Consider the following 26,540-nt stretch of genomic DNA (forward strand, 5'->3'; position numbering starts at 1 on the left):
AGTGAGGAGGGGAGAGGAACCGGGTCAGGGCGCGATGCGGCGCGCGAAGGACGCGATCGCGGCGGCGGCCGCGTCGAGGTTCTCGGCGAGGGTGCGGCCCGAGGCCGCGCGGGGGCGGAGGCCGTGGTCGCCGTCGGGCGCCCACGAGATCGTGATCGCGGGGGAGAGCGCGTAGCCCGCGACCTCGGCGGAGGTGCCCATCGGATCCCGCTCGCCCTGGCAGATGAGCGCGGGCGTCGCGAGCGTCTCGAGGTGCGCCGTGCGGGGCTGCTCGAGCCGGCCAGGCGGGTGGAACGGGTAGCCGAGGCAGACGAGCCCCCGCACCCCGAGGGAGTCGGCGACCATCGACGCGACCCGCCCGCCGTACGACTTGCCGCCGACGAGCGGCGGCCGACCGGCCTCCTCCCACGCGGCGCGGTACTCGTCGAGCACCCGGTCGGCCCGCGGCACGGGCGGGCGCCGACCGTCACGCCGGGCGGCCATGTACGCGAACTCGAACCGCAGGACCCGCACCCCCGCGCCGGCGAGCCGGGCGGTCGTGTCATCCATCCAGCCGGAGTCCATCGGGGCTCCCGCGCCGTGCGCGAGCAGCAGGGTCGGGCCGTCGTCGGGGCCGTCGACGAGGAAGCGAGTCATGCCCTCAACGGTAGGCTCGACGGGTGAAGGTCGCGCGTTTCGCCGTCGACGGCGAGGACCCCCGGTACGGCATCGTGGACGACGACGAGCTCGTCGTCCTGCAGAGCGACCCGATCTTCGCCGGCTTCGCGACGACGGGGGAGCGCGTGCCGCTCGCCGACGCCCGCCTCCTCGCCCCGGTCATCCCGCGATCCAAGGTCGTGTGCGTCGGCCTGAACTACGCCGAGCACCGCGCCGACATGGCCGGCGTCGACGCCCCCGAGAACCCGCTGATCTTCCTGAAGCCCAACACCGCGGTCGTCGGGCCGGGGGACGTCATCCGGATCCCGCCGGTCGAGGGCCGCATCACGCACGAGGGCGAGCTGGTGGTCGTCATCGGCCGGATCGCCAAGCAGGTGAAGGCCGAGAACTGGGCCGACTACGTCTTCGGCTACACGATCGGCAACGACGTGAGCGCCCGCGACCAGATGTTCGCCGACGGCCAGTGGGCGCGCGCGAAGGGCTACGACACCTTCGCCCCGATCGGCCCGTGGATCGAGACCGAGCTCGACCCCGACGACCTCGAGATCCAGACCTACGTCGACGGCGAACCGCGCCGGCACGGCAACACGAAGGATCTCATCCACAAGATCCCGGAGCTGATCGCGTACATCTCCGACGTGTGGACCCTGCTGCCGGGCGACATCATCATGACCGGCACCCCGTCCGGGCTCGGCGGCTTCGTCGACGGACAGACCGTCGACATCGACATCGCGGGCATCGGACGGCTCAGCAACCCCGCCCGCAACCGCGACGCCTGAGCGCGGCGTGAGCACCCGTCTGGCCTGGGGGCCCGGAGTCCTGCTCGCGGCCGTCGGCGCCGCCCTCGGCTGGGTCGTGCACGCGGTCGCGCCCGTGGTCCCGTGGCTCACCGCGTCGCTCGTCCTCGGCGTCGTCGTCGGATGCATCCCGCCGCTCCGCCGGCTGCTGGACGGGGTGTTCCGGCCCGGTCTCGCGGTCGCCTCGCGCCGGCTGCTGCGGATCGGCATCGTGGTGCTCGGCCTGCAGCTGAGCCTTCTCGACATCGCCCGCCTCGGCTGGATCGCGGTGATCGTCATCGTCGTGCTCGTCGCGGTCGGATTCGGCGTGGTCTACCTGCTCGGGCGCGCCTTCCGGCTGCCCGGCGACGAACCGGTGCTGCTCGCCGCCGGATTCTCGATCTGCGGCGTCTCGGCCGTCGGCGCGATGAGCGCGGCCCGCCGCTCGGACCCGGAGGACGGCGGCGCGCCCGTCGCGATGGTGACGCTCTTCGGCACGGCGGCGATCGCCGTGCTGCCGGCGCTCGCCGTGCCGCTCGGCCTCGGGCAGGGGCGCATCTACGGGGACTGGGTGGGGGCGAGCATCCACGACGTCGGCCAGGTGGTGGCGACCGCCGGCTCGGCCGGGGCCGCCGCGCTCGCCGCGGCCGTCGTGGTCAAGCTCACCCGCGTGCTCATGCTCGCGCCGATGGTCGCGATCGCCTCCGTCGCGACCCGTCGCCGGATGCGTGCCGCGGGGGAGGACGTGCGCGGCCCCCTGCCGCCCGTCGTGCCGCTGTTCATCATCGGGTTCGTCGTCGCGGTCCTGATCCGCACGTTCGCCGGCGGCGCACTCCCGCCGGTGGTGTGGGACATCGCCGGCACTGTGCAGTCGGCCCTCCTCGCGACGGCGCTGTTCGGGATCGGCGCCTCCCTCCGCCTGGAGCGCCTGATCCGCAGCGGCTGGCGCGCCCTCGTGACCGGCGCGATCGGCTGGATCGTGATCCTCGGCCTCGCGCTGCTCGTGCCGCTCGCCGTCTCGCTGGCGTAGGACGGCCGCCGTGGTCGCGGTCCTCGGGCTCGTCAGCGCCGTGATCTTCGGCGCCTCCGACTTCTTCGGCGGGCTGGCCGCGCGGCGCATGTCGCCGCTGCTCGCCAGCGCCGTCGGCGGGGTGGTGTCGGTGACGGGAGCCGCGATCGCCGTCGCGATCGAGCAGCCGGTCTGGACGGTGCCCGACGTGCTCCTGTCGATCGGCGCCGGCATCCTCGGCGGCATCGGCACGTGGACCTTCTACGCCGGGCTCGCGATCGGCCCGATGAGCATCGTCTCGCCCGGCGTCGCCATGATCTACGCCGTCGTGCCGGCGATCGCCGGCATCGCGCTCGGCGAGCGGTTCTCGCCCCTCGGCTACGTCGCGCTCGTCGTCGTGGTGGGCGCCGCGCTGCTGCTCGCGGTGCCGCGGCAGCGCGACGGCGGCCGCCTGACGACGCGGGCGATCGTGCTCGGTACGGTCGCCGGGCTGTCGTACGGCGGCTACCTCATCCTCCTCGACCGCACGAGCACCCGGTCAGGTCTCATGCCGTTGCTCGTCGAGCTGAGCGCGGGGTTCGTGATCTTCGTCGGTGCGCTCGCGCTCAACCGGCTCCGCCGCGGTCCCGCCGAGCTCGCCGCACTCCGCGACCGTCGCGTCGTCGGGCAGGCGCTCCTCGGAGGCCTCTTCCTCGTGGTCGCCAACATCCTGCTCGTGATCGGGCTTCACCTCGGCGACCTCGCCGTGATGGGCGTGCTGAACTCGCTCTACCCGCTCGGCACGATCCTGCTCGCGCTCGCCGTGCTGCGCGAGCGGCTCGGGAGGCTGCAGATCGCGGGCGTCGTGCTCGCGTTGGCCGCGTCGGTGGTGCTCGCCGTCTCCTAGCGGGGAGCGGGTGGCCGGCGCCCTACGGCGCGAGCGCTCCGGTGGTCGCCCCCTCCTCGGTGTCGAGGGCGATGTCGCGGGTCTCGCGCACGAAGAGCAGCGCGATGAAGGTGAGCACCGCGGCGCCCGAGAGATACAGCCCGACGAGCAGGATGTTCCCGTCCGCCTGCCACAGGAACGCCGCCGCGATGAACGGGGCGAGCGAGGCGCCGAGGATCGACGAGACGTTGTAGGAGATGCCCGACCCCGTGTAGCGCGTGCGGGTCGGGAACAGCTCCGGCAGGAGCGCCCCCATCGGCCCGAACGTCATGCCCATGAGAGCGAGCCCCACCGCGAGGAAGAGCGCGGTCAGCACGGGGGAGCCGGCGGTCTGGGCGAACCAGAGCTGGAACGTCAGCCCGAACAGGATGATGAGCGCCGTCGTCACGAGCAGCACGCGGCGGCGCCCGAAGCGGTCGGAGAGCCGGCCGGCGATCGGCGTGAAGACGCCGAAGAACACCACGCCGACGAGCAGCAGGAGCAGGAACGTGTTCTTGTCGTACCCGAGGCCGTGCTTGGGGGAGGTCGGGTTCGGCGAGGTGCCGTAGTTCAGCGTGAACGTCGTCATGAAGTAGAAGAGGACGTACGTCGCGAGCATGATGAAGACGCCGAGGATGAGCTCCCGCCAGTTCGAGCGCAGCACCGCGCCGAGCGGCACGCGGACGATGGTCCCGCGCTCGCGCGCCGCCTGGAACACCGGCGCCTCGACGAGCCGCAGCCGCACGTAGAGGCCGACGGCGACGAGCACCGCGCTCAGCAGGAACGGGATCCGCCACGCCCAGGTCGCGAAGGCGTCGGCCGGGAGCGCGAGCCCGAGGATCAGGAACAGCCCGTTGGCGAGCAGGAAGCCGATCGGCGCCCCGAGCTGCGGCGTCGAGCCGAAGAAGCCGCGCCGCCGCTCCGGCGCGTTCTCGGTCGCGAGGAGCGCCGCCCCGCTCCACTCGCCGCCGAGCCCGATGCCCTGCCCGAACCGCATGACCGCGAGGAGCGCGGGCGCCGCGATCCCGGCGGTCGCGTAGGTCGGCAGCACGCCGATGAGGAAGGTGGAGATGCCCATCGTGAGCAGCGACGCGACGAGCGTCGTCTTCCGCCCCACGCGATCCCCGAAGTGCCCGAACAGGATCGAGCCGATCGGGCGGGCGAAGAAGGCGAGGGCGAACGTGACGAGCGAGGAGAGCGTGGCGGCCGCCGGATCCTCCGACGGGAAGAAGAGCGCCGGGAACACGGCCACCGCGGCCGTCGCGTAGACGTAGAAGTCGTAGAACTCGATCGACGTGCCGATGAGGCTGGCGATCACGACCCGGGATCGCGGATTGACGGGGGCGGTCGCGGCGGCGCTGCTCATCGGACCACACTATTCCCGCTCCGATACCCTCGGAGTCGTGCCCGAGCTCCCCGTCACGACCGCCGCCGGATCCGACATCCGGGTGCGCTTCTGCCCCTCGCCGACCGGCACGCCGCACGTCGGCATGGTGCGGACGGCCCTGTTCAACTGGGCGTACGCGCGCCACACCGGCGGCACGTTCGTGTTCCGGATCGAGGACACGGATGCCGAGCGCGACTCCGAGGAGAGCTACCTGCAGCTGCTCGACGCGCTGCGCTGGCTCGGCCTCGACTGGGATGAGGGCCCCGAGGTCGGCGGCCCGCACGCGCCCTACCGCCAGTCGCAGCGCGGGCACATCTACCAGGACGTCATTGCGCGTCTGCGCGAGGCCGGTCACCTCTACGAGAGCTACGTCACGCCCGAGGAGATGGAGGCCCGCAACCGCGCAGCCGGCCGCGACCCGCGCCAGGGCTACGACAACCACGAGCGCGACCTGACCGACGAGCAGCGCGCCGCCTACCGCGCCGAGGGCCGGCAGCCGTCGCTGCGGCTGCGGGTACCCGACGTCGACCTGAGCTTCGAGGACCACATCCGCGGCCACGTGACGTTCGCCGCCGGGAGCTTCCCCGACTTCGTCCTCGTGCGCCCGAACGGTGCCCCGCTCTACACGCTCACCAACCCGGTCGACGACGCGCTCATGGGCATCACCGACGTGATCCGCGGGGAGGACATCCTCTCGTCGACCCCGCGCCAGATCGCCCTCTACCTCGCGCTCATCGACATCGGCGTGACCACCTTCGTGCCGCGGTTCGGCCACATGCCGCTCGTGCTGGGGGAGGGCTCCAAGAAGCTGTCGAAGCGCGACCCGGAGTCGAACCTGTTCCACCACCGCGAGCGCGGCTTCATCCCCGAGGGACTGCTCAACTATCTGGCGCTCCTCGGCTGGTCGATCGCGGCCGACCGCGACGTGTTCAGCCGCGAGGAGCTCGTCGCGGCGTTCGACATCCGCGATGTCAACGGCAACCCGGCCCGGTTCGACCAGAAGAAGGCCGACGCGATCGACGGCGACCACATCCGCATGCTGGAGCCCGACGACTTCGCGCGACGGATCGTTCCGTACCTCGAGGGCCTCGTCGCCGATCCGCCGACCGCGGAGCAGGAGGCGATCCTCCGCGAGGCGGCGCCGCTCGTCCAGGAGCGCATCACCGTGCTCGGCGAGGCGCGCGGGATGCTCGCGTTCCTCTTCACTCCCGGCGACGCGATCGAGTACGCCGACGACGCTCTGCCCAAGCCGAAGGACCGCGACCAGGCGCAGCTCGTGCTCGACGCCGCCGTCGCCGCGCTCGAGCAGCTGGACGACTTCTCCGCCGCCGCGACCGAGGCGGCCCTCCGCGCCGCGCTGACGACCCCGGTCGAGGAGGGCGGCGCCGGCCTCAACCCGCGCATCGCGTTCGGGCCGCTCCGCACCGCGCTCAGCGGCCGCCGGATCAGCCCGCCGCTGTTCGAGTCGATGGAGATCCTCGACAAGGAGGAGACGCTCGCGCGCCTCGACCGCTACCGCGCGTTCCTGCAGCGCTGGGTGCCCGAGGCCTGACCCCGCGCACGGCGGGAGCAGGCCTCTCCGTACGGTAGAGTCGTTCCTCGGTCCGGTCGCCCGGATCGCACCGTGGGGTATGGTGTAATTGGCAACACGGCTGATTCTGGTTCAGTTGTTCTTGGTTCGAGTCCAGGTACCCCAGCTTCGAAAAAGCCCCGGCGACGGGGCTTTTTTCATGCCGCTCCGCGACGCGGGCGAGCGGCTCAGTCGTCCTCGACGACGTAGTCCCACGCCGCGAGGAACGTCGCCGCATCCGGCCGCAGCCGCAGCATGCCCTCACCGGCCGGCAGGACCCCGTGCAGGCGGACGGTCTGCGAAGCGCCCGGCTCCAGGGTGCCGGGGAGAGGGTCCTCCGGCGTGAGCGCATGGGTCCGCCCCGAGTTGTCGTAGACGTCGAACATGTCGGCCGAGACCGGGATCGGGCGGCTCGCCCCGCTCAGCGTGACCGTGAACGTGCAGTCCACCTCGGGCGCGTCGAGCGGGGTGTCGGCCGGGCTCGCCGGTCCTTGCACGTCGACCCGCATCCTCCCGCCGCGCGTCGTCACGATCACCGGGCTCCCCGCGTAGGACAGGGCGGGGGAGGCCGCGTCGCCGTGCGCGATCGACGACGGTGACGGGGAGGGCAGGAACGTCGGCCACGCACCGATCCCGGCGTCCGACGACGAAGGCGCGCGGTCCGTCGCCGCGCAGCCGGCCAACACGGCACCGGCGGCGACGACGAGGACCGCGGCGGCGGCCCGGCGACCGGGCGTCACGACGTTCCTCACCGCCGTGCGGTCCGGCGCCGGCGCAGCAGCACCAGCGTCACCCCGCCGGCCACGAGGAGCACGGCCGAGCCCGCCATCCCGACGACGGCCGCCGTCTCCACGCCCGTGGGCGGGAGGGTCGGCGCGGCCGCAGCCGTCACCGCCGCGTTGTTGAAGACGTCGGTGCCGAAAGGGGCGAGCCCCGCCTGCGCGGCGAAGCCGAGATGCCCCTGCCCGTCGAGGCCGCCGCTGACCGAGCCGGCCGCGAGGGCCGACTTCGCGCTGCCGTTCGACACCTGGAACACGTCCTCCATGGTGCGCAGCCACGAGTAGTGGTTGTACGAGGTCGTCGACACGGTACCGGGCTTGATCAGCGGGGAGATCAGCACGGAGCCCGTGATGCCGCCGCCCGGGGTCGGGTCGGTGGCGTCGAAGGCCGCGGCCGCCGTCTCGCCCGCGTTCAGGTGGCCGGGGACGCCGAGCGCCGAGAGGCCGATGGCGGTCACCGCGGCCGTGGTCTGCACCGGCGCGCCCGTCGCGTCGACCAGCGTGAAGGATCCCGTCGTCACCGATCCCGTCGGGTTGGGCCCGGAGTCGACGACCGCGCCGACGTAGGTGCCCGCCGGGATGCTGCCGGCCGGGGTCCCGGTGACCGCGCGGCCGATGTCGGTCGGAAGGATCGAGGCGTTGACCGTGGCCGACCCGGCGGGAGCCGAGGCGGTCCGGCCGACCACCGCGGCGGCGTACCCGAAGGCCGAGCCGGTGTTCTTCGCGCCCGCCACGCAGTTGTCCTTCGCCGCGTCGGCCTTGGCATCCTGTTCGCACGACGGGGGTCGCACGATGTAACCGTTGTCGCCGGGCCCGGGGAAGAGCTGGTTGCCGGCGCTGTCGGCCTGCAGCGTCGCGTTCGGGCCGGTGGGCTCCCAGTCGACGTTCTTGCCGTCGATGTTCTGCCCGGCGAGGTCGGCCTTCAGGTAGTCCTTGGCGAGCGGCCCCGGCGCCGGGAACAGGTTCGCGGCGAGGGTGGTGCCGGCGGCCTGGGTGTCGGTGACGGTGGGCGCGGCGTACGAGTAGAGCATGTTGCCCCGCGCGGCCTGGGCGACCGGGGTCTGGTCGGTCGCGTTGTTGAACGACATGTTCGTGAAGGGCGGGTTGGCCTCGTCGAACGTGATGTCGATCACGCCGCCGTCCTTGAAGGCGGCCGAGCGCTCGATGAGCGGGATGTAGTACTTGAGGAACAGGTCGGCCGCGTACAGGCCGCCCGTCGAGTTGACGGCCGGGGTGGTCAGCGGCTTCGAGTAGTCGGGGTTGCCGCTCGCGTCGAAGACGCCCGAGAGGTTGTTGCCGGCGCACGTCGCGTCGTGCGCGTCCGAGCAGTTGTTCGGGGTGATCCAGTTGAAGGCCGGAACCTGGTCGGCCGGCTTCGCGAGGTCGGCGAGCAGGCCGCGGCTCGGGTCGTCGAGGTTCGCGATGTGCGCCGCGTCGGAGTCCGTGCCGCCCCCGACCGGCGTCGTCAGGCTCCCGTCGATGATCGAGTGGAACCACGGGAACGGGAAGTGCTTCGCGACGTACTGATCGGCAGGCGTCGCCCCCGTGTACGTCGGCGACATCGGGAAGGGGTTGCTCGTCGGGTTGAACGCCGTCGTGCCGGGGGAACCGGCGGTGCCGTCCTCCCGTCCGGGGGTGTTGTGCAGGTCCTGCGCGTAGCCCTTCCACGTGACGTTGGCGGCGTCGAACTGGTTGAAGAGCGTCGGCACGTCGCTCGGGAACGTGCATCCGTTCTGGCCGTCCGGGGAGTTCGGCGTCGGATTCGAGACGACCTGCCCGTAGTTGTCGGTCTGGCCGAACGGAGTCCCGGTGTGCGTCGTGATGATCGTCGCGTTGGACCCGAGGTCGGAGTTGGTCTTGTCGCAGTCCGACTGCAGATCGGCGGAGGGCGACTGGCCCGACACGGCCGACTCGTAGTTGTCCTGACTGAAATGACCGGTGCCGTAGTAGTCCTGGAGCAGCACGCCCTGCGACGGCAGCGTCTTCCACAGGTAGCTGTTCTGGTTCAGGCCCGTGAACGTCGCGTCGTACGACTTGTTCTCGAGCATGATCGTCCACACGTGCTTGACCTGGCCGGGCTGGAGGCCGGTCGACGTGATGGTCATGCCGCTGGGGGAGGCGCCCGCGGCGCCGACGGCGGGGATCGAGACGAGGCCGGCGATGCCGAGCCCCGCCGCTGCGATGGCCGCGACGCGGACGGCGACGTTCTTGGGAAAGCTCACGAAGTGACGTTGTACGCGGGCAAGGTGTCCCCCCGGAGGGGGGCGGGTGAACGATCGGTGTGCCGTGCTCGCGCCGGCGCACCTCGCTCGGGGGACGCGCCGGGGGTGGTCGATCCCGTAGCGTGAAGCGGGTCGCGGCTCCGCCGCCGCGAGGCACCACGGGGAGGGCGGACGGTGACGACACCGGGCGATGCGGCGCGGATCCAGGCGATCGCCGCGTATCGGCTGCTCGAGGCGCCGGCCGTCGACCTCAACGGGCTGGTGGAGCTGGCGGCCGGCACGTGCGGCGTGTCCAAGGCGGTCATCAACATCATCGACGAGCGCGCGCAGCACCAGGTCGCCGCGCTCGGGTTCGACGCCGCCGTGTGCGCACGGGAGGACTCGATGTGCGCGGTGGTGATGCAGGGCGGTCGCAGCGTCGTGGTCGCCGACGCGCGGGCCGATCCGCGATTCGCCGCGAACCCGTTCGTCACCGGGGTCATCGGCGACGTCCGCTTCTACGCGTCGAGCCCGCTCGTCACCCCCGACGGCATCACGATCGGCACGCTGTGCGTGTTCGACGAGAACGTGCTCGAGCTCACCCCGGCGCAGGCCCGGGCGCTCGATCTGCTCGCGCGTCAGGTCGTGGACGTGCTGGAGCTGCGGCGCATCTCGCGCGAGCTCGCGAACTCGAACGAGCGCCTCACCCTCTTCGCCGCGCAGGTCAGCCACGACCTGCGCAACCCGCTCTCGGCGCTCATCGGGTTCCTCGACCTCGCGCTCGACAGCGGAGAGCTGGACCCTGCCTCGACCGCCGCCAAGGCGCTCGCCCGCGCGGACGGGGCCGCCGAGCGCATGAACGACCTGGTGACCGACCTGCTGGCCTACGCGAAAGCGGGCTCGGCGCCGCGCCGCGAGGAGGTCGACCTCGCGAGCATCGTCGACGCGGTCCGCGACGATCTCGACAGCGCGATCTCCGCCGCCCGTGCGCGGGTCGACGCTGCCGCCGACGTGCGCCTCGTCGGCGATCCCATGATGCTGCGGATGCTGGTGCAGAACCTCGTCGCGAATGCGATCAAGTTCGGCAGCGCGGCGGGCCGTGAGCCGCACGTCGTCGTGGCGGCGCGGGAGAGCGGCGACGGCTGGCAGATCACGGTCGACGACGACGGGCCCGGCATCCCCGTCGACGCCCGAGAGCGTGTCTTCGAGGTCATGGAGCGCGCGGCGGGCGACGACGTGCCGGGCCTCGGGATCGGCTTGGCGACGTGCCGTCGCGTCGTCGACGCCCACGGCGGTCGGATCGCGATCGAGGACTCGCCGCTCGGCGGTGCGCGCATCGCGGTGTCGCTGCCGCGCGACCCCGCGGCGCCGATGGTCCCGCGGAGTCCGGCCGCGTCCGTCTGACCGGTGGACCAACCGCTCCCGCCTCGGGGCCCCGGCCCGCCGTGGGACGTTCGCCTCATGCGCAGAATACCCATGGGGGTATAAAGGGAGCATGGACGGGAACAGACGTGTGGTCATCGTGGGCGGAGTCGCGGCCGGCATGTCGGCGGCGACGCGGCTGCGGCGTCTCGATGAACGCGCCGAGATCATGGTGCTCGAACGGGGCGAGTACGTGTCCTTCGCGAACTGCGGCCTCCCGTACTACGTGGGAGGCGTGATCGCCGACCGCGCCTCCCTGCTGGTCCAGACGCCCGAGGTACTGCGCCGTCGGTTCGCGCTCGACGTGCGGGTCGGCCACGAGGCCGTCCGCATCGATTCCGGGGCGCGGCGCATCCTGGTCCGCGAGGTCGCGAGCGGTGCTGAATCGTGGGAGGACTACGACGCGCTGGTGCTCGCCGCGGGCGCCCGCGCGGTCTCCGGATTCGCGGGCGGCGGAGTGCCCGTGCGCGGCCTGCACACGATCGACGACGTCGATGCGGTCGCCGGGCTGCTGGACCGGGCCCCCGAGCAGGCGGTCGTGGTCGTGGGGGGCGGATTCATCGGAATGGAGGCCGCCGAGAACCTGCGCCGGCGCGGGCTGCCGGTCACGCTGGTGCACCGGGGCGCGCACCCGTTGTCGGCCCTCGATCCGGAGATGGCGTGGCGCGTGCGGGAGGAGCTGCTCGCACACGACGTCGCCCTGCGCCTGCGGCGGCAGGTCGTGCGCCTCGAACCCGGAGCGGTCGTGCTCGACGACGGCGAGCGGGTGCCGGCCGGGTTCGTGATCGATGCACGGGGCGTGCGCCCCGACACGGCGCTCGCGAGTTCGGCGGGGGTGCGCCTCGGTCCCACCGGGGGGATCGCCGTCGACGGTCTGCAGCGCACGAGCGTGGCGGGCATCTGGGCGGTCGGCGACGGCGTGGAGAAGACCGATGCCATCGACGAGCGGCCGACCCTCATCACGATGGCGGGTCTGGCCAACCGCCACGGCCGTGCCGCCGCGGACGACATCGCCGGCGCCGGCCGGCCGGGTCGCGCCGGGCTCGGCACCGCCGTGATCGGCGTGTTCGATCTCACGGTCGCCATCACCGGCTGGAGCGAGCGCCGGCTGCGGGCCGCGGGGATCCCGCATCGCGTGATCCACACCCATCCGTTCTCGCACGCGACCTATTACCCCGGTGCCCGGCAGATGGCCATGAAGCTGCTCGTTCACGCGGGCGACGACCGGATCCTCGGCGCCCAGATCGTGGGCGGCGACGGCGTCGACAAGCGGATCGACGTCATCGCGACCGCGATGAGCGCGGGCCTCACCGCGTCCGAACTCGGCGACCTCGAGCTCGCCTACGCGCCGCAGTACGGCTCCGCGAAGGACCCGATCAATCTGCTCGGCAACGTCGCCGAGAATCTGGCCGACGGGTGCGATCGCGGCATCCAGTGGCACGAGCTCGACGACGCCCTGGCCGCCGGGGCCGTGCTCGTCGATGTGCGCTCCGAGGCCGAGTTCGCCGCGGGGGCGATCCCCGGGGCGCTCAACCTCCCGCTCGAACGGCTGCGCGACGGGCTCGACGCCCTGCCGCCCGGACCCCTCGTCGTCCACTGCCAGGTCGGTCAGCGCGGTCACACCGCCGCGCGGATGCTGACGCAGCACGGACGGGACGTGCGCAACCTCGACGGCGGCTACCTGACCTGGCGTGCCGGTCGCGCCGTGTGCTTGGATACCCCATGGGGTATAGTGGCTGCGATGGATCGGAAAGGAAGCTGATGCACTCGATCACCCCGCAGGAGGCCGCCCGGAAGGCCGGCCTGCTCATCGATGTCCGCGAGCCGGACGAGTTCGTCGCGGGGCACGCCCGTGGCGCCGTCAACGTCCCCCTCGCCACCGTGCCGGATGCCGACCTGCCCGCCGACGGGACCCCGGTGTACGTCATCTGCCAGTCGGGTGCGCGCAGCGCCCGCGCCGTGCAGGCACTCCGGCAGCGCGGCGTCGACGCGATCAACGTCGACGGCGGCACGAGCGCCTGGCTGGGCGCCGGACTGCCCTCGGCGACCGGGCGATGAGCGTCTTCCGCCGGAACAGCGTCTCGGTCGCGCGGGCGCAGGAGCTGCTGGCCGAGGGGTGGGAGCTGGTCGACGTGCGGTCCCCGCAGGAGTGGAAGGCTGGACACGTGGCGACGGCCCGGAACATCCCGCTCGACCGGCTTGCTCGCTCGCTCGGGCAGCTGCCTGCCGGCGCGTCGATCGTCACCATCTGCCACAGCGGCGTGCGCTCCGCGGCGGCGGCGCGGACGCTCCGGGGTCTCGGGCGCACCGCGGTGACCGTCCGGGGCGGCATGATCGCCTGGCGCCGTCAGGCCGCGTCGTGAGCGCGCAGGGCGACCGCCCCGCACCCGGCCGGCGCTCGCACGACCCCGAGACGATGAAGGCGATCGTCAACCGCTTGAAGCGCGCGGACGGCCAACTGCACGCCCTCGTCTCCTCGATCACCCCGGAGGCCGACTGCCGTGAGGTGCTCACGCAGCTCGCGGCGGTCTCCAAGGCGCTCGACCGCGCGGGCTTCGCCATCACGGTCAACGCGATGCGCGACTGCGCCGACACCGGGGTGCACGACGACATGACCCGCGCCGACCTCGAGAAGCTCTTCCTCAGCCTGGCCTGAGCGGCGGCGCGGGAAGGACTGCCGCCCTCGATACCCTGTGGGGGATGAGCGGGCCCGGGATCCACGCCTCCCGCTGGTCCCTGCACTGGATCGTCCGGCATGTGATCGTGACGGCACTGGTCGGGGTCGCCGGCGGGGTGGCCGGCATCGTCGCCTACCTGGGCCTCCAGCTCGTGCAGATGCTGGCCTTCGGCTTCCCGTTCGGGAGCTCGAAGGAGGCGGCGGACGCGCCGTCGGCGATCCATCGACTCATCGCACTGCTGGTCGCCGGCGTCATCGCCGCGCTCGTCTGGTGGGCGATCCGCCGTCGCGGCCGGGTCGTGGCGACGGTCGAGGACGCCGTCGACGGTCGCCCGATGCCCGCCGTGCGCACCGTCGTCAACGCGGGTGTGCAGATCGTCGCCGTCGGATTGGGCGCGTCGATCGGCAAGGAGGGCGCACCGCGCGAGCTGGGTGCCTGGATGAGCGGCCTGATCGCGGCGCGCGCGCGGCTCGACCGCCGTGAGACCCGCGTCCTGATCGCGTGCGGGGCGGCCGCGGGGCTCGCCGCCATCTACAACGTCCCGCTCGCCGGCGCCCTGTTCGCCGTCGAGGTGCTGCTCGGCGAGATCTCGTTCGCGACGGCGCTGCCCGCGTTCGCGACCAGCGCGATCGCCGCCTTCGTCGCCCGGCTCGTGGTGCCCGTCGAGACGCTCTACCGGGTGCCGCACGTGACGATGTCCCCGTCGCTGGTCGTCTGGTCGATCCTCGCGGGGCCCCTGCTCGGTCTGCTCGCGGTCGGGTTCGTGGCGCTCGTCCGGGTCGTGCGGGGGTGGTCGCCGCGCCGGATCGGGATCCTCTGGGTGATGCCGATCGCCTTCGCGGTGGTGGGCGTCATCGCGCTGTGGTTCCCGTCCGTCCTCGGCAACGGACGCGCCCTGGGGCTCCTCGCCATGAACCAGTCCCTGAGCCGCGCCGACATCCCCTCGGCGTTCGGGGTGATCGGGCTCATGGCCCTGCTCGCCATCCTCAAGGGCGTGACGACCCTGCTGACGATGGGGTCCGGCGCGGTCGGCGGCACGCTCACCCCGTCGATCGCCATCGGGGCGGCGGCGGGCGCCGCGCTCGGCGGGCTCTGGATCCTGGCCTGGCCCGGCTCGAACCTCGCGGCGTTCGCCTTCATCGGCGCCGCGGCCTTCCTCGCGACCACGATGCGCGCGCCGTTCACCAGCCTCGTCCTCGTCATCGAGTTCACGGGGCAGGGGCCCGACATCCTGATCCCGAGCCTCCTCGCCGTCAGCGGCTCGGTCGCCGTGGCCTACGTGCTCGGTCGCCGGCGCCTCATCGGGGTGGCCTGAGCGCGGCGCACGAGGACCCCGCCGACCGGAGCCGACGGGGTCCTCGTCACGACGGGGATCGCCCGACTAGAGGTCGACCGACTCGCCGACCTCGAGCGGGATCCAGGTGCCGCCGTTCTGCTCCGTCGCCCACTTGAGGCGGTCGGCCTGCATGCTCTTGCCGGCCACCGAGAGCGTCATCTCGTGCGAGAAGAAGGCGCGCCTCGGCTTCACGGCGAGCACGAAGTCCATCGCGTCGCCGATCTTCAGCCACGGCGCGCCGACCGGGGCGGCCAGGGTTCCCACCTCGACGCCGTCCGGCACCGTGTACGAGTCGCCCGGGTAGTAGAGCTCGTCGTTCACGAGCACGCCCAGGTTGTCGGGCACCGGGATCGACTCGTGGATGACCGCGTGCTTCTCGCCGAAGAAGCGGAGTGCGAACGGCCCCGCCTCCACGGCGTCGCCGGCCTTCACGACGTGGACGTCGAATCCGGCGGCCGCGTCGGCCACGCCCTGCGGGCCGTAGATCGTCGCGTCGGGGCTGATCTCGAGGATGCGCCGCAGGTTGTCCTCGGACCAGTGGTCGCCGTGCTCGTGGGTGATCACGACGGCCACGGTGTTCGCGAAGTCCGGCGGGGTCAGGAACATCCCCGGGTCGATGACCAGGTTCTGGTCGGCGGTGGTGACGACGAGCGTCGCGTGTTCGTACTTGGTGACCTTCACGGTGCGACCGTACTCCCGTGGATCCGTGCTCAGACGGTCCGCGGAGCCTTCGCCAGGTTGGCCTCCAGCTCCTCCTTGTTCTGGCGCACCACGTACGCCGGGCGGTCGCGCTCCACGCGCCACGACTCGCTGAGCGGACTCGTGTCGACCGTGTCGAATCCGATCTCGTCGTACAGGCGCGTCACGAGCTCGACGGCCTCGGGATAGTCGCTCGCGGTCGCGAGCGCGCGACGGTCGGGGGTGCCGGCGGGCGAGCCGGTCGTGTTGATGTCGGCGGCCATGATGTGATTGAACGCCTTCACGACCTGGGAGGTCGGGAGGTGCTCCTGCAGCATCCCGCTCGTCGTCGCGCGGCCCTCGTCGAGTTCGGCGATGTGGCCGTCGCGCTCGAAGTAGTAGTTGTTGGTGTCGAGCACGATCTTGCCGGCGAGGGGCTCGACCGGGACCTGGTCGATCGCCTTGAGCGGCACGGTCACGACCGCGACCTCCGCGGCCTCGGCCGCCTCCTGCGCCGTCGCGGCGCGCGCCTTCGGCCCGAGCTTCGCGATCAGGTCGGCGAGCGTCTCGGGACCGCGCGAGTTCGCGATCACGACGTCGTGCCCGAGCTTGATCACCGCCTCCGCGACTGCCGATCCGATGTTGCCTGCGCCGATGATGCCGTATGTCGTCATGGTGGATGCAACCGTGAGGCCGAGCGAGCATTCCAGTACCCCCCAGGGGTATCATTGCCGCATGATCGACGACATCAAGAAGCGCGCCCTGCACCGGGCCCGCATCCTCGAGGGGCAGCTGCGCGGGATCGAGAGGATGATCGACGACGAGGCCTACTGCGTCGAGATCATCACGCAGACCCTCGCGGTGCAGAAGTCGCTGCGGAGCCTCAACAAGCTCCTCGTCGAGAACCACCTCCGCACGCACGTCACCGAGATGTTCGAGGAGGGGGGCAGCCGGCGCGACGACGCGGTCGACGAGCTGCTGACCGTGTTCGAGCTCCAGCAGAACCGGGGGGCGTGATGAGCGACCACGACCACGGGCGCGAGCACCCGATCGACACCAAAGCCCTGTCGGAGCCGTCAGGACAGGGCTTCAGCGCACAGTCGGGGGGCCACGAGCACAGCGGGCACGATCACGAGGTGTACGAGCACGGCGCGCACGATCACCACGACCACGGCGCGCACGACCACAGCGCACACGACCCGAACGTGTTCCGGCGGCTGCTGTGGGTCTGCATCGCGCTGAGCATCCCCACGCTCGTCTTCTCGACCGGGCTGCAGGAGATCCTGCACCTGCCCGGACCGCGGTTCCCGGGCTCCGCATGGATCCCCGCGATCTTCGGCGCGGTGGTCTTCGTGATCGGCGGCCGCGTATTCCTGACCAGCGCGGTCGCGGAGCTGCGGTCCCGCGCGCCGGGCATGATGACGCTCATCGCGCTGGCGATCCTGGTCGCGTTCGGGTACTCGCTCGCCGTCGTGCTCGGGCTGCCCGGCATGGACTTCTGGTGGGAGCTCGCGACCCTCATCGACGTCATGCTGCTCGGCCACTGGATCGAGATGAGCGCCGTCATGGGCGCCCAGAACGCGCTCGGCGAGCTCGCGAAGCTGCTGCCCGACGACGCCGAGCGCCCCGACGGCACCCGGGTCGCCCGCGCGGACCTCGTGGCCGGCGACCTCGTCGTCGTGCGGCCGGGGGCAGCGGTGCCGGCCGACGGCGAGGTGGTCGAGGGGGAGTCGGAGGCCGACGAGTCGCTCCTCACGGGGGAGTCCGCGGCGGTGCCGAAGGCGCCCGGCGCGACCGTCGTGGGCGGCAGCGTCGTGCGCGGCGGCGCGCTCACGGTCCGCGTCACGCGCACCGGCGACGACACGGCGCTCGCCGGGATCCAGCGGCTCGTCGCGGAGGCGCAGGCCAGCCGGTCGGGCACGCAGCTGCTCGCCGACAAGGCGGCCGCGGTCCTCTTCTACGTCGCGCTCGGCGCGGCGGCGATCGCGCTCGTCGTGTGGCTGCTGCTGAGCCCGGACGATCCGGCCTTCGTGCTGGAGCGCGTGGTGACCGTCCTGGTGATCGCGTGCCCGCACGCGCTCGGACTCGCGATCCCGCTCGTGGTGCAGCTGACGACCGCGATCGGCGCCCGGCGCGGCATCCTGGTGCGGGATCGCGCCGCGCTCGAGACGGCCCGCAGCGTCGACGTCGTGCTCTTCGACAAGACCGGCACGCTCACCGCTGGCCGACCCGAGCTGGTCGGGATCGCGGTGGCGCCCGGCGTCGACGAGAGCGAGGCGCTGGGGCTCGCCGCAGCCGTCGAGGCGCGGTCGGAGCACCCGCTGGCCCGCGCGATCGTCGCCGCGGCGACCGGGCGCGACACCGCCGTGCCGGAGTCGACGGGGTTCCGCGCGCTCGAGGGCCGCGGCGCCGAGGCCGAGGTCGCCGGGCGCGCCCTCGCGGTCGTCGGCCCGCGCGTCGTCACCGAGCGCGGGGTGCTGCTCGATCCGTCGCTCGTGCACGCGGCGCGGGAGCTCGGCGCGGAGGGCGCGACGATCGTGCACCTGCTGGACGGCGACCGCGCCCTCGCCGTGCTCGCGCTCGGCGACGCCGTGCGCCCGGAGTCCGCGGCGGCGGTCGACGGACTCCACCGGGCCGGCATCCGGGTCGCGATGCTCACCGGCGACGCGCACCGGGTCGCGGACGCGGTCGCCGCACGACTCGGCATCGACGAGGTGCACGCGGAGGTGCTGCCGGGCCAGAAGGCGGACGTCGTCGCGGAGCTGCAGGCCCGCGGCGCGAAGGTCGCGATGGTGGGTGACGGCGTCAACGACGCCCCGGCCCTCGCGCGCGCCGACGTCGGCATCGCGATCGGCGCCGGCACCGACGTGGCCATCGCGTCGGCGGACATCGTGCTCGCCTCCGACGACCCGCGCGGCGTGCTCGACATGGTGCGGCTCAGCCGCGCCGCCTACCGCAAGATGCTCCAGAACCTGGTCTGGGCGACCGCGTACAACGTGCTCGGGATCCCGCTCGCGGCCGGGGTGCTCGCGGGCGTGGGGTTCCTCATGCCGCCGGCGGTCGGGGCGGCGGTGATGTCGGTGTCGACGATCGTGGTCGCGCTCAACGCGCAGCTGCTGCGGCGGATGCGGTGGAGTCGCTGAGCTCGTAGAGCACGCGTCGCCGCGGGAACTCGCTCACGCCCCAGAGCCGCCCGGCCGCGTCGTGCGCGAGGTCCTCCGGCCCGGGCGGCAGCGCGCCCGGATGCCGCGCGAGCGCATCGCGCGGCCCGCGCCACAGGTCGCCCGGGTCGCGCTCGCCGCGGCTCGCGCTGATCGACCAGACGCCCGCGTCGAGCGCGACGCCCTGCATCGCGGCGATGCCCGGGCAGAAGATCTCGACGATCTCCGCCCGCTCGTCGTCGATCCGGAGCCGTGCGATCCGGCCGCGGTCGTCCGCGCGGTACTCGCCGGCGACGAGCTCGCCGGGCGCGGCGACGGAGACGAACGAGTACCGCATCCGCTCCCGCGGCTCGCCCTCGGCGGCGAACTCGGCGTGCTGCGGCAGGACGAGCCGGCGGCCGACGCGGGCGATGTCGCCGAGCCGGAACTCCCGGATCCCGCCGAATGTCGCTGCGGCGTACAGGCGGTCGCCCTCGGCCGTCCACGCGATCCCGCCGGCGTGGATCGGCACGGGGGCGGCGGCGCCGTCCGGGCCCACGGCGACGAGCTCCACGTGCCGGTACCGCGGACGGCGGGCGTCGCCGAGGTCGACCACGGTCACCCGCGACCCGCGGCCGCGCCGCGGGCCCCACGGCTGCGCGAACCAGCTGACCAGCACGACCGGCCGGCCCTCGTGCGCGCCGACCGAGACGCCCTGCGGCCACCAGTGCGGCGACGCGTGATCCCGGGGCGACCAGCGCCAGGCGCGGGCCACGAGCGAGCCCGGAGCCGCCGTCGCGCGGGCCCGTCGTCCGCGCCCGCCGCGCCCGCCCAGCACCCCGGCCAGGCCGACCCGGACGGCGCCGGCCGGCAGCGTCGCGGGCGACGCGGCGCCCCGGGCGCGGAGCGGGAGCGGGGGACGGTCCACGTGCTCCATACTCGTGCCATGCCGCCGAGGACGACGCCGTCGAAGCCGAAACGCGTCGTCGTCGCCATCAATCCGTCGGCCTCGTTCGGCAAGAGCCGCGACGTCGGGCCGGCCCTCGTGCAGACCCTCCGCGCATCGGGGCACGAGGTCGTGTCGCTGCAGGAGCCGGACTGGGAGTCGCTCGCCGCCTCCGCCCGCGCGGCCGTCGCGCGGCGGCCCGACGCGCTCGTCGTCGTCGGCGGCGACGGCATGGTCCACCTCGGGGCCAACGTGCTCGCGGGCAAGCGCGTGCCCCTCGGCATCGTGCCCGCGGGCACCGGCAACGACATGGCCCGCTCGCTCGGCATCCCGTACGAGAGCGCGGAGGCCGGGATCCGGGCGTTCGGCGAGGCGCTCGGCCGCGATCCGCGCACGATCGATGCGGCGAAGGTGCGCTGGACCGATCCCGACGGCGCCCCGCAAGAGCGCTGGGTCGCGTGCGCGATGAGCGCCGGCTTCGACGCCCTGGTCAACGAGCGCGCGAACGGGATGCGGCATCCGAAGGGTCCGAGCCGCTACACGGTCGCGATCCTCATCGAGCTCGCGCGGCTGCGGAAGGTGCACTACCGGCTCACCCTCGACGACCGGGTGATCGAGACCGACGCGAGCCTCGTCTCCATCGGCAACGGCGTCTCGCTCGGCGGCGGCATGAAGGTCACGCCGAACGCGGTGCTCGACGACGGGCTGCTCGACGTCATGATCGTCGACCCGGTGTCGCGGCTGACGTTCCTGCGCCTCTTCCCCAAGGTGTTCTCGGGCGAGCACGTCGGCCTGCCGATCGTGCGGATGGAGCGGGCGCGGCGCCTGCGGATCGAGGCGGACGGGATCGTCGTCTACGGCGACGGGGAGCGGCTCGGGCCGACGCCGGTCGACGTCGAGCTCGTGCCCGGGGCGCTGCGGGTGCTCGTCTAGCCTCCGCGGACCTAGCTCTCGTCGATCCCGCGGTTGCGCCGCCGGGCCTCACGCGGCGCCTTGCCGCCGAGGTACGACTCGCCCGACGCCACGTCGATCCCACGCCGGAGCGCACGGCGCCCGATCAGCATCCGGAACCCCATCGAGCTGCGGTTGCTGAGCGTGACGTCGGTGCGGATGGTGCGGTCGAGCAGCACGATCCGCATCCGCACGACGATGCGCTCCTGCACCTGCCCGTTGGAGCTGCGCACGTTGCGCCGGTCGTGCACCGGCAGCTCGACGAGGACGCTGTCCTCGGTGGAGTCCTGCCACGGCCGCACGCGGAAGCGCACCCAGTCCTCGCCGTCGCGGTCGAACGTGCGGATGCTCGACGCGTGCAGCGAGGAGGTCTGCGCGCCGGTGTCGAGCTTGGCCTTGATCCACGGCACGCCGATGTCCGGCAGCTGCACCCACTCGCGCCACCCGGCGCGGGTGTTTGAATGAGTCGACGGGCTCACGCCCCCATCCTGTCAGCGCCGACCGCCCGGAAGTCCCGCATGAAACTCGCGATCCTGTCGCGCGCCCCGCGCGCCTACTCCACGCAGCGCCTGCGGGCCGCGGCCGATCAGCGCGGGCACGACGTCAAGGTGCTCAACACGCTGCGGTTCGGGATCGACCTCACGGGCGAGGCTCCCGACCTGCAGTACCGCGGTCGCCCGCTCTCCGACTACGACGCGGTGCTCCCGCGCATCGGCGCCTCCATCACCTACTTCGGCACCGCGGTCGTCCGCCAGTTCGAGCAGATGGACGTCTACACGCCCAACACCGCCAACGGGATCTCGAACGCGCGCGACAAGCTGCGGGCCACGCAGATCCTGTCCCGGCACAACATCGGGATGCCCGCGACGGCGTTCGTGCGCAACCGCGCCGACGTGCGTCCCGCGATCGAGCTCGTGGGCGGCGCCCCCGTCGTCATCAAGCTGCTCGAGGGCACGCAGGGGATCGGGGTAATCCTGGCCCCCGAGGTGAAGGTCGCGGAGGCGATCATCGAGACGCTGCAGTCGACGCAGCAGAACGTGCTCATCCAGCGCTTCGTGAGCGAGAGCCGCGGGCGCGACATCCGCGCGCTCGTCGTCGGCGACCGGGTCGTCGCGGCGATGCGGCGGACGGCGCAGGGCGACGAGTTCCGTTCCAACGTGCACCGCGGCGGCACCGTGCAGCGCGTCGAGCTCGACCCGGAGTCCGAGCAGGCGGCGGTGCGCTCGGCGCAGATCATGGGTCTCCGCGTCGCGGGCGTCGACATGCTGGAGGGCCACGACGGGCCGCTCGTCATGGAGGTCAACTCCTCCCCGGGGCTGCAGGGCATCGAGGAGGCCACCCAGCTCGACGTCGCGGGCGCGATCGTCGACTACATCGCCAATCAGGTGGCGTTCCCCGAGATCGACGTGCGGCAGCGGCTGTCGGTGTCGACCGGGTACGGCGTGGCCGAGATCCTCGTCCACAACAACGGCGACTTCGTCGGCAAGACGATCGGGGAGTCGAGCCTCGGCGAGCGCGACATCACGGTGCTCACCCTGCACCGTGGCGCGACCGTCATCCCCAACCCGCGCAACCGCGTCGCGCTCGAGACGGGCGACCGGCTCCTCTGCTTCGGCAAGCTGGAGGAGATGCGCTCGATGGTGCCCGAGCGGCGCAAGCGCCGGGCCCGCGTGCGGAGGCTCCCGGCCGAGCCGATCCCCGTCGCGGAGTAGGCGGGAGGGCCTCCGCGGGGTGTCGGCGAGGGGTCGCCGGACCTGTATACTCGGTCGAGTTGTCGTGACGGCCCCATCGTATAGTGGCCTAGTACGCCGCCCTCTCACGGCGGTAACGCGGGTTCGAATCCCGCTGGGGTCACCAACGTCGAGGAATGCCCGCGAGGGCTCTCTCCTCGTCTTCGCGGCCGGTCGGCCGGTGTCGTCGGCGGCCGCTACCGTGGGCCGGTGACCCGCCGCGGACTGCTCCTCTTCGCCGCACTCGGCGTCGCATGGGGGATCCCGTACCTCCTCATCAAGATCGCGGTCGGCGAGCTGGACCCGGCCATGGTCGTGCTCGGGCGCACCGCGATCGGCGCGATCCTGCTGCTGCCGCTCGCCCTCGCGCGGGGCGAGATCCTGCCGGTGCTGCGGCGCTGGCGGCCGCTGCTCGTCTACACGCTCGTCGAGATCGTGGTGCCGTGGTTCTTCCTGAGCTCGGCCGAGACGCGGCTGCCGAGCTCGACCTCGGGGCTGCTGCTCGCGGCGGTGCCGCTCGTCGGCGTCGCGGTCGCCTTCCTCTTCGGGCGACCGGAGCGGCTGCACCTCGCGAACTGGCTCGGGATCCTGTTCGGGATGCTGGGCGTCGCCGCACTCGTGGGGCTCGACGTCGCCGGCTCCGACCTCATCGGCGTCGCCGAGATCGTCGTCGTCGTGATTGGCTACGCCATCGGACCCGCGATCCTCGCCCGGTGGATGTCCGACCTGCCGGGCACCGGAGTCGTCGCGAGCTCGCTCGGCATCGCCGCGATCGTCTACGTCCCGGTCGTGCTGCTCACCGGTGCCCTCCCGACCGCGTGGCCGTCGCCGCCGGTCTGGATCTCGGTGCTGCTGCTCGGCGCGGTCTGCAGCGCGCTCGCGTTCATTCTCATGTTCGCGCTGATCCGTGAGATCGGGCCGATGCGGATGACGACCATCACCTACGTCAACCCGGCGGTCGCGATCGTCGCCGGCGCCCTCGTGCTGCACGAGCGGGTGACCGTCTGGACGGTCGTCGGCTTCGTGCTCGTGCTCGGCGGATCGTTCCTCGTCACGCGCCGTCGGGTCGTGCCGCCTCCGACCCCGGAGGCCGCGCCCGCGACCGGGCCGATCCCGACGTCGGCGCCCGACGTGCGCGGCTGACAGCGGGCTCGCGGCGGGCGTCCTCGGCGCGTAGCGTCGGGGCATGCTCCCCGCCGCGATCACGATCCCGGGCGGCGGCGACGGGCTGTGGACCCTGCTGTTCGTGCCGCTCTCCATCGCGCTCGCGGCGGCGGGAGGCGGGATCGGCATCCTCCTCACCCGCCGCCCCCGCGCGGAGCCGGCCCCGTCCGCCGAGCAGCTGAGCGACCCGGTGCCGCCGGAGCCGGAGGCGGGTCGATGAGGCGCGAGGAGGTCGGCGATGTCGGCTCGCTCGCCTCGATCGCGTCCGCGGGGTCGATCGCGAGCGTCGCGTCGGCCGGATCGATCGCCGGCGTCGCGAGCGCGGGCTCCATCGCGAGCATCGCGAGCGCCGGGTCGATCGGGAGCCTCGCCTCGGCGGGCTCCATCGTGTCCATCGCGTCGGTCGGCTCGATCGGCAGCATCGCGTCGATCGGCGCCGTCGGGCGCGTCGGCGTCATCGGGGGCATCCCCGTCGGCCGCCTCGCGCTGGGCCTGGCCGCCCGCGCCCTCGCGCGCCGGGGCCGCCCCCGCTATCGTCGGCGCTGACCGGGCCCATCCGGCGCGAGAGGCGGAGACCATGGCCGGCAGGCGACCGGGAGGCGTGACGCTCGTCGCGATCCTCGTGATCCTCAACGGGCTGCTCGGCGTCCTGGTCGGCGTGCTCGGCCTCGCCGGCGTCGCGATCGCGGGCGTCCCCGCCCTCGCGGTGCTGCCGGTGATCCCGCTCGTGCTCGGGATCCTGACGTTCCTCGTCGGCATCAGCCTGCTCCGCGGCGGGCAGATCGCGCGGGGCCTCACGACGGTGGTTCTCGCGATCGACCTGGCGTTCGCCATCTACGGGGTGTTCCAGGCGGTCGTGGCCGGGGCGGGCGGCGGGTCGCTGTGGTCGCCGATCGTGTCGGGCGTGCTCGCGCTGATCGGCATCGTCCTGCTCTGGACCCGGCGGGCCTCGGCCTTCTTCCGCGGCTAGGGCCCGCCTCGGTCGCGCACGACGTCGGCCGTCGGGGGGATGATGGCCGCATGTGCGGCCGGTTCGCGATGGACAAGGAGACGAACGACCTCATCGAGGAGTTCGTGCTCGACGGCAACGACTACCGCGACTGGCGGATCTCGTACTCGATCGCGCCGACGGACGAGGTGCCGATCGTCCGGGAGCGGCGCGACAAGGACTCCGGCGAGGTGACGCGCACCGTCGAGCCCGCGATCTGGGACTTCAGGCCCGCGTTCGTGAAGGAGTCCAAGCGCCCCAATTTCAACGCCCGGATCGAGACCCTCGCGACGAGCGGGCTCTGGAAGCGCGCGTTCGCCGGGTCGCGGTGTCTCGTCCCGATGCGCGGCTACTACGAGTGGAGCGAGCGCGACGGCCTCAAGATCCCGCACTTCCTGCACGGCGCGGGTGGTCTCCTTGCGGCCGCCGGGATCGCGGCGGTGCGCAAGGAGGGCGAGGAGTGGGTCGTCTCGACGGCGATCGTGACCCGCGAGGCCCGCGATGCGTCGGGCGAGGTGCACGATCGGATGCCGGTCTTCCTCGAGCGCGACGAGTGGGACGGGTGGCTGAACCCCGTGGTCCTCGACGCCGGCGGGATGGACGAGATGCTCGAGCGCATCGGCGCGAGCTCCGAGCGGGTCGCCCGCACGATCACCGAGTACGAGGTCGACCGCCGGGTGAACAACTCGCGCACCGCCGATCCGGAGGACGCCGGCCTCATCGCCCCGGTGCCCGACTAGATCCGTCCGCATCGAAGCGGACCGAAGTCCCCGGATGCGGGTCCCCATTCCGGCGGACAGACGGTAGGGTCTTCTTCACGAGGTGCGATGAGGCGGCTCACCACCGTCCTCCCTCGTGCAGGGCAGATCAGGGGGCCCGCCGCGGCGGCCGCCCCACCGTCGGCGGTGCAACCTCGGGCGGTCGGGCGCCCGTCGTGATGCCGTACCCGCTAGACTCGCCCCAGCGAAGGGGAGTATCCCACCTCGTCGCGGTCGTCATCACGGGTGCCAGCGTCGTCACCTCGGCCGCGATCGCGGGTCGTCAGCGGCCCGCGCGGGAGAGACGTTCGGGCCGTCACCGCACCCGAAGGGCACCCCATGCAGATCCCGATCTGGTTCGAGATCACCTCGTTCGCCGTCCTCCTCGCGATCCTCGCGTTCGACCTCGTGCTCGCCTACCGGCGACCGCACATCCCCTCGAACCGGGAGTCGGCGCTCTGGATCGGCGCCTACGTCGCGCTCGCACTGATCTTCGCCGGCCTGCTGTGGCTGCTCGGCGATCACGTCCACGCCGGCGAGTTCGTGACGGGCTGGCTGACGGAGTACAGCCTCTCCGTCGACAACCTGTTCGTCTTCATCCTGATCATGCAGCGCTTCTCGGTGCCGCGCCGCTACCAGCAGGAGATCCTGATGGTCGGCATCGTGCTGGCGCTGATCTTCCGCGGGATCTTCATCCTGATCGGCGCGCAGCTGATCGAGAACTTCAGCTGGATCTTCTATCTCTTCGGCGCGTTCCTCATCTACACCGCGATCAGCCAGGCGGCCACCGGCCACGACGACGAGAAGGACGACGAGAGCCGGCTGATCCGCTGGCTGCGACGGCGCATCGCCGTCACCGACCAGTTCGACGGGGGACGCCTGCGCACCACGGTCGACGGCCGGCGGGTCTGGACGCCGGTGCTCATCGTGTTCATCGCCCTCGGGAGCACCGACCTCCTGTTCGCGCTCGACTCGATCCCCGCCATCTTCGGCATCACGACGAATCCGTTCCTGGTCTTCGCGGCGAACGTGTTCGCGCTCATGGGACTCCGGCAGCTCTACTTCCTGCTCGGCGACCTCGTCGAGCGCCTCGTCTACCTCAAGTACGGGATCGCGGTGATCCTCGCCTTCATCGGCGTGAAGCTGTTCTTCCACGCCCTGCACGAGAACGAGGTGCCGTTCATCAACGGCGGCGAGCACGTGGAGTGGGCGCCCGACATCGACACCTTCGTCTCGCTCGGCGTGATCGTCGCGGCGATGGCGATCGCGGTCGTCGCGTCGCTCATCCGCATGCGGATGGTGGCGAAGCGCGAGCCCGAGCGGGTCGAGTAGCCGCGACGCGGCGTATCGAGACCGGAGCGCTACCCGTCGAGTCGTGGGGGGGACGGGGGGCCGGACACGGCCCCGCGCGCGCGGCCACCCGAAGAGGGCCGCAACACCACCAAGGCGAAAGCACACCCCCCCAC

Annotated in this window: 28 protein-coding genes and 2 tRNA genes; 22 read left to right on the top strand and 8 right to left on the bottom strand. The window is 72.5% G+C overall.

The genetic code is table 11. The annotated features are described in order from the left end of the window. Window positions 1-24: 24 nt before the first annotated feature. Window positions 25-636, bottom strand: a complete 612-nt coding sequence (locus ACTHM3_RS11400) for an alpha/beta family hydrolase (protein ID WP_440406216.1) — start codon at window positions 634-636, stop codon at window positions 25-27. A gap of 23 nt (window positions 637-659) precedes the next feature. Here ACTHM3_RS11400 and ACTHM3_RS11405 point away from each other — a divergent pair, with 23 nt between their 5' ends. The 3 genes from ACTHM3_RS11405 to ACTHM3_RS11415 are packed head-to-tail and all read left to right on the top strand — an operon-like array spanning window position 660 to window position 3,328. Continuing rightward, complete coding sequence (locus ACTHM3_RS11405) at window positions 660-1,436, top strand: fumarylacetoacetate hydrolase family protein (RefSeq protein ID WP_440406217.1); 777 nt, start codon at window positions 660-662, stop codon at window positions 1,434-1,436. A 7-nt stretch (window positions 1,437-1,443) separates the two neighbouring features. Continuing rightward, a complete protein-coding gene (locus ACTHM3_RS11410; RefSeq protein ID WP_440406218.1) occupies window positions 1,444-2,463 on the top strand; it encodes a YeiH family protein in 1,020 nt (339 codons plus the stop codon). Window positions 2,464-2,473: 10 nt separating this feature from the next. After that, on the top strand, window positions 2,474-3,328 hold the full coding sequence (locus ACTHM3_RS11415) for an EamA family transporter (protein ID WP_440406219.1): 855 nt from the start codon (window positions 2,474-2,476) through the stop codon (window positions 3,326-3,328). A 22-nt stretch (window positions 3,329-3,350) separates the two neighbouring features. On the opposite strand, the gene ACTHM3_RS11420 is transcribed toward ACTHM3_RS11415, so the two are convergent. After that, window positions 3,351-4,712, bottom strand: a complete 1,362-nt coding sequence (locus ACTHM3_RS11420) for an MFS transporter (RefSeq protein WP_440406220.1) — start codon at window positions 4,710-4,712, stop codon at window positions 3,351-3,353. A gap of 37 nt (window positions 4,713-4,749) precedes the next feature. On the opposite strand from ACTHM3_RS11420, the gene gltX reads away from it, so the two are divergent. Next, window positions 4,750-6,285 carry a glutamate--tRNA ligase gene (gltX, locus tag ACTHM3_RS11425; protein WP_440406221.1) on the top strand — a complete coding sequence of 512 codons (1,536 nt, stop codon included), beginning with the start codon at window positions 4,750-4,752 and terminating at the stop codon, window positions 6,283-6,285. A gap of 73 nt (window positions 6,286-6,358) precedes the next feature. Further along, window positions 6,359-6,430, top strand: a tRNA-Gln gene (locus ACTHM3_RS11430). A gap of 61 nt (window positions 6,431-6,491) precedes the next feature. Here ACTHM3_RS11430 and ACTHM3_RS11435 read toward each other — a convergent pair. Together ACTHM3_RS11435 and ACTHM3_RS11440 are read right to left on the bottom strand one after the other, a co-directional pair. Further along, complete coding sequence (locus tag ACTHM3_RS11435; protein ID WP_440406222.1) at window positions 6,492-7,055, bottom strand: hypothetical protein; 564 nt, start codon at window positions 7,053-7,055, stop codon at window positions 6,492-6,494. Continuing rightward, complete coding sequence (locus ACTHM3_RS11440; protein WP_440406223.1) at window positions 7,052-9,304, bottom strand: hypothetical protein; 2,253 nt, start codon at window positions 9,302-9,304, stop codon at window positions 7,052-7,054. The genes ACTHM3_RS11435 and ACTHM3_RS11440 overlap by 4 nt, the downstream gene beginning before the upstream one ends. Before the next feature lie 174 nt (window positions 9,305-9,478). Here ACTHM3_RS11440 and ACTHM3_RS11445 point away from each other — a divergent pair, with 174 nt between their 5' ends. The 6 genes from ACTHM3_RS11445 to ACTHM3_RS11470 all read left to right on the top strand — a co-directional run bounded on the left by ACTHM3_RS11445 (window position 9,479) and on the right by ACTHM3_RS11470 (window position 14,698). Next, complete coding sequence (locus tag ACTHM3_RS11445; RefSeq protein ID WP_440406224.1) at window positions 9,479-10,687, top strand: sensor histidine kinase; 1,209 nt, start codon at window positions 9,479-9,481, stop codon at window positions 10,685-10,687. Window positions 10,688-10,778: 91 nt separating this feature from the next. Continuing rightward, window positions 10,779-12,467: an FAD-dependent oxidoreductase gene (locus ACTHM3_RS11450; RefSeq protein WP_440406225.1), complete on the top strand. Its 1,689-nt coding sequence runs from the start codon at window positions 10,779-10,781 to the stop codon at window positions 12,465-12,467. Beyond that, window positions 12,467-12,763: a rhodanese-like domain-containing protein gene (locus ACTHM3_RS11455; protein WP_440406226.1), complete on the top strand. Its 297-nt coding sequence runs from the start codon at window positions 12,467-12,469 to the stop codon at window positions 12,761-12,763. Before ACTHM3_RS11450 ends, ACTHM3_RS11455 begins: the two co-directional genes overlap by 1 nt. After that, the gene (locus ACTHM3_RS11460) at window positions 12,760-13,068 is read left to right on the top strand and encodes a rhodanese-like domain-containing protein (protein ID WP_440406227.1); all 309 of its coding nucleotides are present in this window, start codon (window positions 12,760-12,762) and stop codon (window positions 13,066-13,068) included. The genes ACTHM3_RS11455 and ACTHM3_RS11460 overlap by 4 nt, the downstream gene beginning before the upstream one ends. Next, on the top strand, window positions 13,065-13,361 hold the full coding sequence (locus ACTHM3_RS11465) for a metal-sensitive transcriptional regulator (RefSeq protein WP_440406228.1): 297 nt from the start codon (window positions 13,065-13,067) through the stop codon (window positions 13,359-13,361). Before ACTHM3_RS11460 ends, ACTHM3_RS11465 begins: the two co-directional genes overlap by 4 nt. Before the next feature lie 44 nt (window positions 13,362-13,405). Then, window positions 13,406-14,698 (top strand): chloride channel protein, encoded by a 1,293-nt coding sequence (locus tag ACTHM3_RS11470; RefSeq protein ID WP_440406229.1) that lies wholly within the window; start codon window positions 13,406-13,408, stop codon window positions 14,696-14,698. Window positions 14,699-14,764: 66 nt separating this feature from the next. On the opposite strand, the gene ACTHM3_RS11475 is transcribed toward ACTHM3_RS11470, so the two are convergent. Beyond that, window positions 14,765-15,400 (bottom strand): MBL fold metallo-hydrolase, encoded by a 636-nt coding sequence (locus ACTHM3_RS11475; protein ID WP_440406230.1) that lies wholly within the window; start codon window positions 15,398-15,400, stop codon window positions 14,765-14,767. A gap of 29 nt (window positions 15,401-15,429) precedes the next feature. Continuing rightward, complete coding sequence (locus ACTHM3_RS11480; protein ID WP_440406231.1) at window positions 15,430-16,071, bottom strand: NADPH-dependent F420 reductase; 642 nt, start codon at window positions 16,069-16,071, stop codon at window positions 15,430-15,432. Between the two features lie 61 nt (window positions 16,072-16,132). Between ACTHM3_RS11480 and ACTHM3_RS11485 the strand changes: the two genes are divergently transcribed. Further along, a complete protein-coding gene (locus ACTHM3_RS11485) occupies window positions 16,133-16,414 on the top strand; it encodes a metal-sensitive transcriptional regulator (protein WP_440406232.1) in 282 nt (93 codons plus the stop codon). Next, window positions 16,414-18,540 carry a copper-translocating P-type ATPase gene (locus ACTHM3_RS11490; RefSeq protein WP_440406233.1) on the top strand — a complete coding sequence of 709 codons (2,127 nt, stop codon included), beginning with the start codon at window positions 16,414-16,416 and terminating at the stop codon, window positions 18,538-18,540. Before ACTHM3_RS11485 ends, ACTHM3_RS11490 begins: the two co-directional genes overlap by 1 nt. On the opposite strand, the gene ACTHM3_RS11495 is transcribed toward ACTHM3_RS11490, so the two are convergent. Beyond that, a complete protein-coding gene (locus ACTHM3_RS11495) occupies window positions 18,500-19,465 on the bottom strand; it encodes a hypothetical protein (RefSeq protein WP_440406234.1) in 966 nt (321 codons plus the stop codon). The genes ACTHM3_RS11490 and ACTHM3_RS11495 overlap by 41 nt on opposite strands. A gap of 18 nt (window positions 19,466-19,483) precedes the next feature. Between ACTHM3_RS11495 and ACTHM3_RS11500 the strand changes: the two genes are divergently transcribed. Continuing rightward, window positions 19,484-20,416 (top strand): diacylglycerol kinase family protein, encoded by a 933-nt coding sequence (locus ACTHM3_RS11500; RefSeq protein ID WP_440406235.1) that lies wholly within the window; start codon window positions 19,484-19,486, stop codon window positions 20,414-20,416. Window positions 20,417-20,427: 11 nt separating this feature from the next. On the opposite strand, the gene ACTHM3_RS11505 is transcribed toward ACTHM3_RS11500, so the two are convergent. After that, entirely contained in the window at window positions 20,428-20,913 is a 486-nt protein-coding gene (locus ACTHM3_RS11505; RefSeq protein ID WP_440406236.1) for an ATP-dependent zinc protease family protein, read from the bottom strand. A gap of 39 nt (window positions 20,914-20,952) precedes the next feature. Here ACTHM3_RS11505 and ACTHM3_RS11510 point away from each other — a divergent pair, with 39 nt between their 5' ends. From ACTHM3_RS11510 to ACTHM3_RS11545, 8 genes are all read left to right on the top strand, one after another. Continuing rightward, window positions 20,953-22,146: a RimK family alpha-L-glutamate ligase gene (locus tag ACTHM3_RS11510; RefSeq protein ID WP_440406237.1), complete on the top strand. Its 1,194-nt coding sequence runs from the start codon at window positions 20,953-20,955 to the stop codon at window positions 22,144-22,146. Between the two features lie 69 nt (window positions 22,147-22,215). Next, a tRNA-Glu gene (locus ACTHM3_RS11515) sits at window positions 22,216-22,291 on the top strand. Window positions 22,292-22,374: 83 nt separating this feature from the next. Continuing rightward, entirely contained in the window at window positions 22,375-23,307 is a 933-nt protein-coding gene (locus ACTHM3_RS11520; RefSeq protein WP_440406238.1) for a DMT family transporter, read from the top strand. Between the two features lie 43 nt (window positions 23,308-23,350). Further along, complete coding sequence (locus ACTHM3_RS11525; RefSeq protein WP_440406239.1) at window positions 23,351-23,548, top strand: hypothetical protein; 198 nt, start codon at window positions 23,351-23,353, stop codon at window positions 23,546-23,548. Beyond that, window positions 23,545-23,874 (top strand): hypothetical protein, encoded by a 330-nt coding sequence (locus ACTHM3_RS11530; protein WP_440406240.1) that lies wholly within the window; start codon window positions 23,545-23,547, stop codon window positions 23,872-23,874. Before ACTHM3_RS11525 ends, ACTHM3_RS11530 begins: the two co-directional genes overlap by 4 nt. Before the next feature lie 31 nt (window positions 23,875-23,905). Further along, a complete protein-coding gene (locus tag ACTHM3_RS11535) occupies window positions 23,906-24,298 on the top strand; it encodes a hypothetical protein (protein WP_440406241.1) in 393 nt (130 codons plus the stop codon). 50 nt (window positions 24,299-24,348) lie between these two features. Beyond that, window positions 24,349-25,056 carry an SOS response-associated peptidase gene (locus ACTHM3_RS11540; protein WP_440406242.1) on the top strand — a complete coding sequence of 236 codons (708 nt, stop codon included), beginning with the start codon at window positions 24,349-24,351 and terminating at the stop codon, window positions 25,054-25,056. Between the two features lie 357 nt (window positions 25,057-25,413). Continuing rightward, the gene (locus tag ACTHM3_RS11545; RefSeq protein ID WP_440406243.1) at window positions 25,414-26,406 is read left to right on the top strand and encodes a TerC/Alx family metal homeostasis membrane protein; all 993 of its coding nucleotides are present in this window, start codon (window positions 25,414-25,416) and stop codon (window positions 26,404-26,406) included. Window positions 26,407-26,540: the final 134 nt, after the last annotated feature.

The organism is Pseudolysinimonas sp. (genome assembly GCF_051954455.1).
GTDB lineage: Bacteria > Actinomycetota > Actinomycetes > Actinomycetales > Microbacteriaceae > Pseudolysinimonas.

Coding starts and splice junctions, on each gene's coding strand:
- ACTHM3_RS11420 (WP_440406220.1), bottom strand. CDS start 4,712: ATGAGCAGCGCCGCCGCGACCGCCCCCGTCAATCCGCGATCCCGGGTC.
- ACTHM3_RS11490 (WP_440406233.1), top strand. CDS start 16,414: ATGAGCGACCACGACCACGGGCGCGAGCACCCGATCGACACCAAAGCC.
- ACTHM3_RS11525 (WP_440406239.1), top strand. CDS start 23,351: ATGCTCCCCGCCGCGATCACGATCCCGGGCGGCGGCGACGGGCTGTGG.
- ACTHM3_RS11400 (WP_440406216.1), bottom strand. CDS start 636: ATGACTCGCTTCCTCGTCGACGGCCCCGACGACGGCCCGACCCTGCTG.
- ACTHM3_RS11460 (WP_440406227.1), top strand. CDS start 12,760: ATGAGCGTCTTCCGCCGGAACAGCGTCTCGGTCGCGCGGGCGCAGGAG.
- ACTHM3_RS11470 (WP_440406229.1), top strand. CDS start 13,406: ATGAGCGGGCCCGGGATCCACGCCTCCCGCTGGTCCCTGCACTGGATC.
- ACTHM3_RS11500 (WP_440406235.1), top strand. CDS start 19,484: ATGCCGCCGAGGACGACGCCGTCGAAGCCGAAACGCGTCGTCGTCGCC.
- ACTHM3_RS11455 (WP_440406226.1), top strand. CDS start 12,467: ATGCACTCGATCACCCCGCAGGAGGCCGCCCGGAAGGCCGGCCTGCTC.
- ACTHM3_RS11510 (WP_440406237.1), top strand. CDS start 20,953: ATGAAACTCGCGATCCTGTCGCGCGCCCCGCGCGCCTACTCCACGCAG.
- ACTHM3_RS11530 (WP_440406240.1), top strand. CDS start 23,545: ATGAGGCGCGAGGAGGTCGGCGATGTCGGCTCGCTCGCCTCGATCGCG.
- ACTHM3_RS11450 (WP_440406225.1), top strand. CDS start 10,779: ATGGACGGGAACAGACGTGTGGTCATCGTGGGCGGAGTCGCGGCCGGC.
- ACTHM3_RS11480 (WP_440406231.1), bottom strand. CDS start 16,071: ATGACGACATACGGCATCATCGGCGCAGGCAACATCGGATCGGCAGTC.
- ACTHM3_RS11485 (WP_440406232.1), top strand. CDS start 16,133: ATGATCGACGACATCAAGAAGCGCGCCCTGCACCGGGCCCGCATCCTC.
- ACTHM3_RS11535 (WP_440406241.1), top strand. CDS start 23,906: ATGGCCGGCAGGCGACCGGGAGGCGTGACGCTCGTCGCGATCCTCGTG.
- ACTHM3_RS11540 (WP_440406242.1), top strand. CDS start 24,349: ATGTGCGGCCGGTTCGCGATGGACAAGGAGACGAACGACCTCATCGAG.
- ACTHM3_RS11545 (WP_440406243.1), top strand. CDS start 25,414: ATGCAGATCCCGATCTGGTTCGAGATCACCTCGTTCGCCGTCCTCCTC.